Origin of the sequence: Curtobacterium sp. ME12 (genome assembly GCF_903970855.1) — a bacterium.
In the GTDB taxonomy this organism is placed as follows: domain Bacteria; phylum Actinomycetota; class Actinomycetes; order Actinomycetales; family Microbacteriaceae; genus Curtobacterium; species Curtobacterium poinsettiae_A.
Genome location: NZ_CAJCKD010000064.1, coordinates 1 through 7,103, shown reverse-complemented (window position 1 = coordinate 7,103; position 7,103 = coordinate 1). Strand labels below are relative to the sequence as shown.

The window sequence follows — 7,103 nt, the reverse complement described above, 5'->3', positions numbered from 1 at the left end:
AGCCTCGCCTCCTCCGCCGACACGAGCGTTGATGGGGCGGACTACTACCGGTCCGCGTACCGGCGGTTCCGGGAAACCATCCGCGCCGGCCTCACCGCAGATGTCCGCGACGGCCGGGAACCAGCCACGATGGACCCGGTGCGCGGCGCAAAACAGCTCCTCGCCCTCTACGACGGCCTCCGCCTCCAATCACTCCTCACCGCAGACACCGACGTCGTCGACGAGTTCGACCGAGCAGCAACCCGAATGCGGCGCGGCTGGAGTGAGCAGTACGAACAACCCACCTACTGGGACATCCCCATCGCACCCCGCACCTAACCGCACCGAGGCCCGGGGTGATGCCGCCTCCTGCCGCGGCACCACACCGACTTACAACGCCAGTGCAGCGGGCGGTGCCCCAGCACGCCCAGGAGCACGCTCAGACCAGACGTGCCTACGACGGTAACGGCGACCCGATGCATGCGTCTAGCGCCTAATGAACGCGGTGCTGCAGCCCATTGGAGCGCGAGGCGTGGCTGCGCCGATCAGGTCGGAACCACGCCCCGCTGACAGCAGGAACCACCCCACCGCCATCACGAACGTGCACCTAAAACGGGTCGGCGTACCGTGCAGCCATGGCGCCGACATCCTCTCGCAGGCAACGTCGGCGTCGAGCGCGTCGGCAACGCCCGCCCCGAGGGATCCGGCGAATGGCCTGGTGGGAATGGGTCGGAGTCGCAGCCCTCGCAGTCGGTGCCGGCACACTCGTTGTTGCAGCCCTCATCATCCATTGACCGCAAATCCCTATTCCGCTGAGCGACGCTCAACACAGTCGAGGGTAGGTAGGAGGTGCGCGAGCGGTTGCTGATGGTTCGGGTCCGAGAGCAACCGCCCGCGCGCTACAACGCCGTCGGGTTCGACCCACAGGGTCGCGACGATGTCAGCCCGGAAAACAGGGAATCGGGCACCCGCTACTACGGGAACGCGGGGCAGCAGCAACCACTGTACGCCGCAAGGTCGGCCCCGCTTCCAGGCCTGAACGACGTCACGTAGTTACCGACGTCTTGGGTCGGCGGCACACGCCTCACACTCCAGTTAAGTGGGCGATGCCGCCTCCCTGAAACGTTGCCGGCATCGCCCACTCGGGAACACGCACGGCGTGCGCCCTGACCCAGGAGCTCGCTCAAACCGGGTTACAGGGATCGTAGGACTGTAAGCGTTCGGACGGAAGGCTTGAGTACGTGGTGGGTCGCCTCCAGCTCTGACTCGAAGGGATCCGAACGGGCGCCGGACTCGGCGTCAAAACCAGAGCGGACGGTTGGGCCCGCAGTACTCCTGATGGGAGGGGTTGTCAACGGCTACCCCATTTTCCGTGGTCGTCCTAGCGTTCGAGGTGGCCAGTTCCGGCACCAATTCAGCAGCGCACAGAGGCCCCACGATGACCGATCCCACTCCGGATGTCTTGGATGTCCTCCAGGTGTTGCGGGCACGCATCAACGCTGAGCCTGTTGGCCGCATTGATACCGCAGCCCTCGCTGCCGCTGCCCATCTCGACGGTCACGAGTTGCACCGCTTCCTCCATGTGCACCTTCGAGTCACCCCGGTGCAGTTTGTCCGTCACCATCGCCTCGACGCCGTCCACCGGGTAATACAAGCCGGAGACGTCGATCCGTCCGTGGCCGCGCGGGACTGGGGTTTCGTCCATCTCAGGCGCTTCACCGATGCCTACATAGAGCGGCACGGTCACTCGCCCGCAGAAACCGTGGCTGCCGCAGCTGATGGCGAGTACTGAACCCCAGGCCCGGAACGATGACGGACCTCCTGCTACAACTCGAGAAATCTCGTCGATCTACAGGGCCGTGTTATCCGGGAGACGCAAGCGAATGCGCGTCGCTCAACGGACAATCAGCGCGGTAACCAGTCGCCGTCCGAGCGCCATCTCCGCACGGCAAAGCGTTTGTAGCTTCACCCGGCGATGTCTAGGCCCCCAATTGGGGGAGGGTTGCACGCACGACACACGCTTACCGTCAGGAATTGAGTCTTACTTCACTGGAAGGAGTGACCATGCAACGACGCATGAGAATGCACGCCACGGCGATGGCTTTGGCCGCCGGGACTGTTTTAGGGGGGTCCATCCTCATTGCAGGCCCTGCATCTGCCGCCCCAGGGGACGCATCAGCGACCGGCATCAGCGCCGCCGTCGACGTGCCAGCACTGGGTGACCTGCTCGGACTCACCGTGAATGCCGCCGCGGGCGATGTGGCCGTCGCCGGGAACGGTGCCGACGGTTTCGACGGCGACGCAACAACGCTCGTGAATGCCGACGTCGCGGACATCGGTGCGGATGTCGTGTCCACCTCCGTTAGCAGTAACACCGCCCGCTCGACAGCGTCCTCCGACATCACGGGTGCCTCTGCTGCACTGTTTGGCAGCAACGTGCTGAGCGCTGCCGCTGTGACGGCGACTGCCACGTGTCCTGTCGGTGGCACCCCCACCGGCGATGCCACCCTCACCGGACTCACGTTGCTCGGCCAGGCCGTGACGCTCAACGCCGACACCCCGACCCTCACAGCTTCCACCGCCCTGACCGGTGACCTCGCCGACGTCACCCTCACGGTGAACCTCATCCGAAGCATCACCACAACGGCCACGACCGCAGCCACCACTTCAGTGCTCGCGACCGTCACCCTGAACGGGACTGCCGGAGACGTCACCCTCACTGACGACACCGTCGCGACCATCGTCCTCGCAGAGGCCGCATGCGAGACCCCGACCGTTGCGCCCGCTGTCCAGGTCACCGACATCACCCCCGGCAGCGGACCGACTACCGGCGGGCAGACGGTCATAATCACCGGCAGCGGGTTCGGCGACGACACGACGGTCACCTTCGGTGGTGTCCCCGCAACCGGAGTCACCGTCGCCGCAGACGGCGAATCCCTCACCGCGGTGACCCCAGCCGGCACTGCCGGCCCAACGACCGTGGTCGTCGCTAACGGCGGATCGTCAGACACCCTGCCCTACACTTACGTCGCCCCTGCCGTGACGCGTCTCGCTCCCGCCCGAGGTCCGGTAGCGGGCGGGAACACGGTGACAATCACCGGCACCGGCCTGCAAGCCGCGGATGAAGTCCGGTTCGGCGGAACGCCCGCTGTCATCCGCTCAATCTCCGACGACGGCACCCGCATCGTCGTATCCGCGCCAGCGGGAACCGGCCTCGTCGACGTCACCGTCGGATTCCCCGGTGACACCTCGCTTACTGCCCCGGCGCAGTACCGCTACGTCGCACCGGCCGCTGCTGCGGCGACGGTCACCGGTGTGTCTCCCGCATCCGGTCCGACATCCGGTGGGCAGACCGTCGTCATCACCGGGACCGGGCTCGCCGACGTCACCGAGGTCACAATCGGAGGCAACCCGGCAACGATCGTGGGCACCCCGACCAACACACGAGTTTCCGTGAGCACGCCCGCCGGCGCCGCAGGAGCTGCCGATGTGGTCGTCACGGATGCGAACGAGTCAACCGCCGCACGGGACCTGTACACGTACGTGCCAGCACCCACCACCACCGGGGTCACCCCGGGAACGGGATCCGTCGCCGGAGGGACGGTCGTGACGGTGAACGGTGACGGTTTCGTTCCTGGCGGCACGACGGTAACGCTCTGCGGCGTGACGATCGCGCCTGCCGATGTCACGGTGTCCGACGGTGGTACGCGGGCGACGTTCTCGACTCCCCCGTGTGATGTCGGAGCAACCCCCATCACTGTCGCCACAGCTGGCGGCAGCAACGCCGACGCGTCCTTCCAGTACGTAGATGCTGGCGATGCCGCCTCCGGCGGCGTGGGCGGCACCCCGGTGCTCGGGGCAGGCTCGGATGGCACACTCGCGTACACGGGCGCCGATCCTCGAGCGCCGCTGGCTGCCGCCATCGCGCTGCTCCTGCTCGGTACGGCAGCAGCGCTGACCGGGCGTCGTTTCCGCCGCCGATCCGCGTAACTCCGTCAGCTCCGTCGATGGGCAACAGGGCCGGTCCGCATAGCAAGTGCGGACCGGCCCTCACCGGTTGGCACGGACCCAGCATTGAACGGGCTGTGCCCCTTGCATAAACGGGAGGCGCCACGGTTCGGCAAGAAGGCAAAATCGGGTCGCTGCGATGGCAGAAGGAATGCACCTCGAACACGCCGACGGTTCGCAGAGACACCGCGTGCAGTATTGCCGATCCTCTGCTGACGCAATACGGAGCTGGTCTCCCCCTCTGGCTCGCAAGGCCAAGGCGATTTGGTGCGCGTGCGCATGTCATTGGTTCGGGTCGAGGACACCCGCCCGCGCGCTACGACGCCGTTGGGTTCGACCCACATGGTCATGACGATGCCAACCCATGAACAGGGAATGTTGGGCAACCGCAGCGAGGGACTGCGGAGTAGCAGGAACGACATTACGACGCGGGTGCCGAGGTGTTGTCGGCAGTGCGTTCTGCGACCCGGGGCAGGCGATCGGAGCGCAACCCGAATGCGACGCCGTTCGCCTGCCCGCTGCTCCTCCCTTCCCGATCCGCACGCTTGGGCGCATGCGGATGCTGGCGGGGAGAAGTTCTTGGCCGCGGTGTGCCGCGTTAGGCGCAGCTGGTGCGGCCGAAGCCGAGGAACCGGACGGTGACGATCCGGACGGTGCTGTCGGATGTGGTGGTCCAGGTGGTGGTGAGGTCGGTGCGGATGCTGACCGTTGAGGTGCGCCAGGTGAACAGATCCCAGGAGCTCAGCGTGGTGGAGCGTGTTCCGGCGGGAGTTGTCGCGGTCGCTTGCCCGTCGACGAGGGTGGTGAAACGCTCAGGAGCGGTGCCGGTGTAGGTCCACCCGATGGTGACAGACCCATCGCCGTTCGACGTGCACGTCAGTGCGGTGACGGGTGTTGCCGTTGCTGCCGTGAGGGTGCTCGTGGGTGCGGCGGTGGTCGCGGCGAACGTTGCTGCAGCGGCCGGAGCGGGCAGCAGGAGCGCGCCGATCGTGCCGGCGACCGCGAACGCGACGGCAGCCGTCGTCCGTGGTCGTCGTGGTGCCGCGCGATGCCGCGCACGTCCGGCGGCGGGTCCGCTGGGTGTGCGCCCGTCGGTGACGGCGGGGATGACGGCGAGAGCGGTCACCGCTAGGAGGGCTGCGCCGAGGGCGGTGAGTGCGCCGGCGTTACCGTCGGTTGCCCAGCGGACCGGTGTGCCGATCAGTGGCACGCGGAGGTATCCGACGCCGAGGACGGCGGAGCGGGTGATGGGGGTGGAGTCGGCGGCAGGGTTCGCGTCGCCCTTCGTCGTGAGGGTGCCGTCGTCGTTCAGGGTGTCGAAGCGGTGCATCCGCAGCGTGCCGACGTGGTCGGGGTCGGCGAAGAGGAGCACCTGGCCGGTGCGGAGTTCGTGCGGGGTGACCGTCTTGCTGACGACGACGTCGCCGACGTGCAGGGAGGGTTCCATGGAGCCGGTCATCACGGTGGTGCTGTGCCAACCGAGCAGCATCGGCGCAATCGCCCAGAACAACAGCCCGAGCAGGGCGGCGAGGATGCCGCGTGCGGTGAGCACCACCGTGAACCGGATCCAGGACGACGATCGCATCGTCGGTTCCTCCTGACGAGGGATTAGGAGTTCTGCGCTTCCCAGGTGAACCCGAGGCTCGCGGTGGCTCCCATCAGCGACGCCGGCGCGTCCGGGGAGACGGTGTACGTGATCTGGAAGGTCTTCGCCTCCGCCTTGTCACCGGCCGGCTTCCACGTGCCGAGTCCGTTGGCGTAGTTGGTCCGGGTGGAGGCGAAGGTGGCGAGGGAGTCGTTGTAGAGGGTGCCGTCCGCCCCGGACGCTGCGGTGAAGCCGTTGCAGGTGCCGTAGCCACCCCCGCTGCCCTGCTTGACCTGCAGGGTCACGTAGGAGGCGAGTGCCTTCGTCTGCTGCACGTTCGTCGCATACAGCTTCACGGCACTCGGGAGGGAGCCGCTCGAGGTGACCGCGATGCAGTTCGTACCCGTCGATCCGGGCTTGAGGTTGGCGGCGGAGAACAGTGCACCGTTCGAGGCGTCGTTGCTGAGCGCGACCGAGCCCATGGACCAGTTGTTGGCGTCATCCGACGACGTCGCCGAGAACGCCGAGTACGACGCCGTCGACACGGCGATACCGCCAGCGACAAGAGCAGCCGGGATGACGGCAAGGGTGGCGATGCGGGCAATGGTGCGGTTCGGGCGACGCATGAGGTTCCGTTCAACGAGAAGGTAACTGACTCGATTTTCGAGCCATCCGAACCATACGCCTCAAAATCTGATCATGTCAATTTTTGTGCCAAACGATTCTCGTCTAGAGTCTGGGTATGTCTGCTGCTCCGTCCGGGACGCCCCGCGATGACGACCGCCTCCTCGATGACGCCGTCGCGGCGTTCTACGCAGCGCAGGTGGAGCACGCGCACCTGATTCAGCACCTGGCGGTCGCGCACGATCTGAACCCGGTGGACCTGCGGGCGTTGAAGTTCTTGGGCGCGCTGGACGAGGACCGCACCCCGAAAGAGCTCGGCAGCTACCTCGAGATGGGAACCGGTGCCGTCACCGCACTTCTGGATCGGCTGACGAGACGGGGCTTCCTCGATCGGGTCCGTAATCCCAGCGATCGGCGCAGCGTCCGGATCGAGCTGTCCGCTGACGGGTTCGCGATCGTGGGAGCCCTGCGCTCGGCGTACCGGGAGGCGCTGCAGCGCTCACTGCCGGGAGAGAGCATGGAGACCTTCATCGACTTCTCCGGCAAGATCGCTGTCGCCTTTGCGGACATCGCGACGGAAGACCCGCAGTAGACAGCTGCAGGTCGCACCGTCACCTCCTGTCCGGCGCCATCCGGAGACCGGCACCCTGGTTTGGGTGCGTCGTGTCGGAGGACGACTGCAATACCAAACCCTTTGCTGGGTGGTGCCGAATCACCTGCAACGACCGGGAAACACCCGGAGCGCTCACCAGCCGCACATCGCTGGTTCTCCACCCTGCTCCAGGGTGTGTTCGGCGCGCACACAGCAGCCGCGCCGAGCGCGACAACAGCAAAGGACTGATCACGATGCGTAAGAGCCTCAAGACCTCCATCACCCTCGCCACGACCGGCGCCCTCGTCCTCGGCG

7 protein-coding genes are annotated in these 7,103 nt (G+C 66.6%); 5 read left to right on the top strand and 2 right to left on the bottom strand.

Annotation, left to right across the window (positions count from 1 at the left end):
• From H7A73_RS17735 to H7A73_RS17725, 3 genes are all read left to right on the top strand, one after another.
• Positions 1 to 318, top strand: a 318-nt coding sequence (locus H7A73_RS17735; RefSeq protein ID WP_182067211.1) for a TetR family transcriptional regulator C-terminal domain-containing protein, incomplete at its 5' end; no start/stop codon positions are given.
• Positions 319 to 1,417: 1,099 nt separating this feature from the next.
• Positions 1,418 to 1,771: a helix-turn-helix domain-containing protein gene (locus H7A73_RS17730; RefSeq protein WP_182067210.1), complete on the top strand. Its 354-nt coding sequence runs from the start codon at positions 1,418 to 1,420 to the stop codon at positions 1,769 to 1,771.
• 272 nt (positions 1,772 to 2,043) lie between these two features.
• A complete protein-coding gene (locus tag H7A73_RS17725; RefSeq protein WP_182067209.1) occupies positions 2,044 to 3,969 on the top strand; it encodes an IPT/TIG domain-containing protein in 1,926 nt (641 codons plus the stop codon).
• A gap of 616 nt (positions 3,970 to 4,585) precedes the next feature.
• Here H7A73_RS17725 and H7A73_RS17720 read toward each other — a convergent pair.
• Together H7A73_RS17720 and H7A73_RS17715 are read right to left on the bottom strand one after the other, a co-directional pair.
• The gene (locus H7A73_RS17720) at positions 4,586 to 5,572 is read right to left on the bottom strand and encodes a signal peptidase I (protein ID WP_182067208.1); all 987 of its coding nucleotides are present in this window, start codon (positions 5,570 to 5,572) and stop codon (positions 4,586 to 4,588) included.
• A gap of 23 nt (positions 5,573 to 5,595) precedes the next feature.
• Entirely contained in the window at positions 5,596 to 6,198 is a 603-nt protein-coding gene (locus H7A73_RS17715; RefSeq protein WP_182067207.1) for a hypothetical protein, read from the bottom strand.
• 116 nt (positions 6,199 to 6,314) lie between these two features.
• On the opposite strand from H7A73_RS17715, the gene H7A73_RS17710 reads away from it, so the two are divergent.
• On the top strand, positions 6,315 to 6,788 hold the full coding sequence (locus H7A73_RS17710) for a MarR family winged helix-turn-helix transcriptional regulator (RefSeq protein ID WP_182067206.1): 474 nt from the start codon (positions 6,315 to 6,317) through the stop codon (positions 6,786 to 6,788).
• Between the two features lie 71 nt (positions 6,789 to 6,859).
• The coding region (locus tag H7A73_RS17990; RefSeq protein WP_220456646.1) for a hypothetical protein at positions 6,860 to 7,103 on the top strand (244 nt) is incomplete at its 3' end.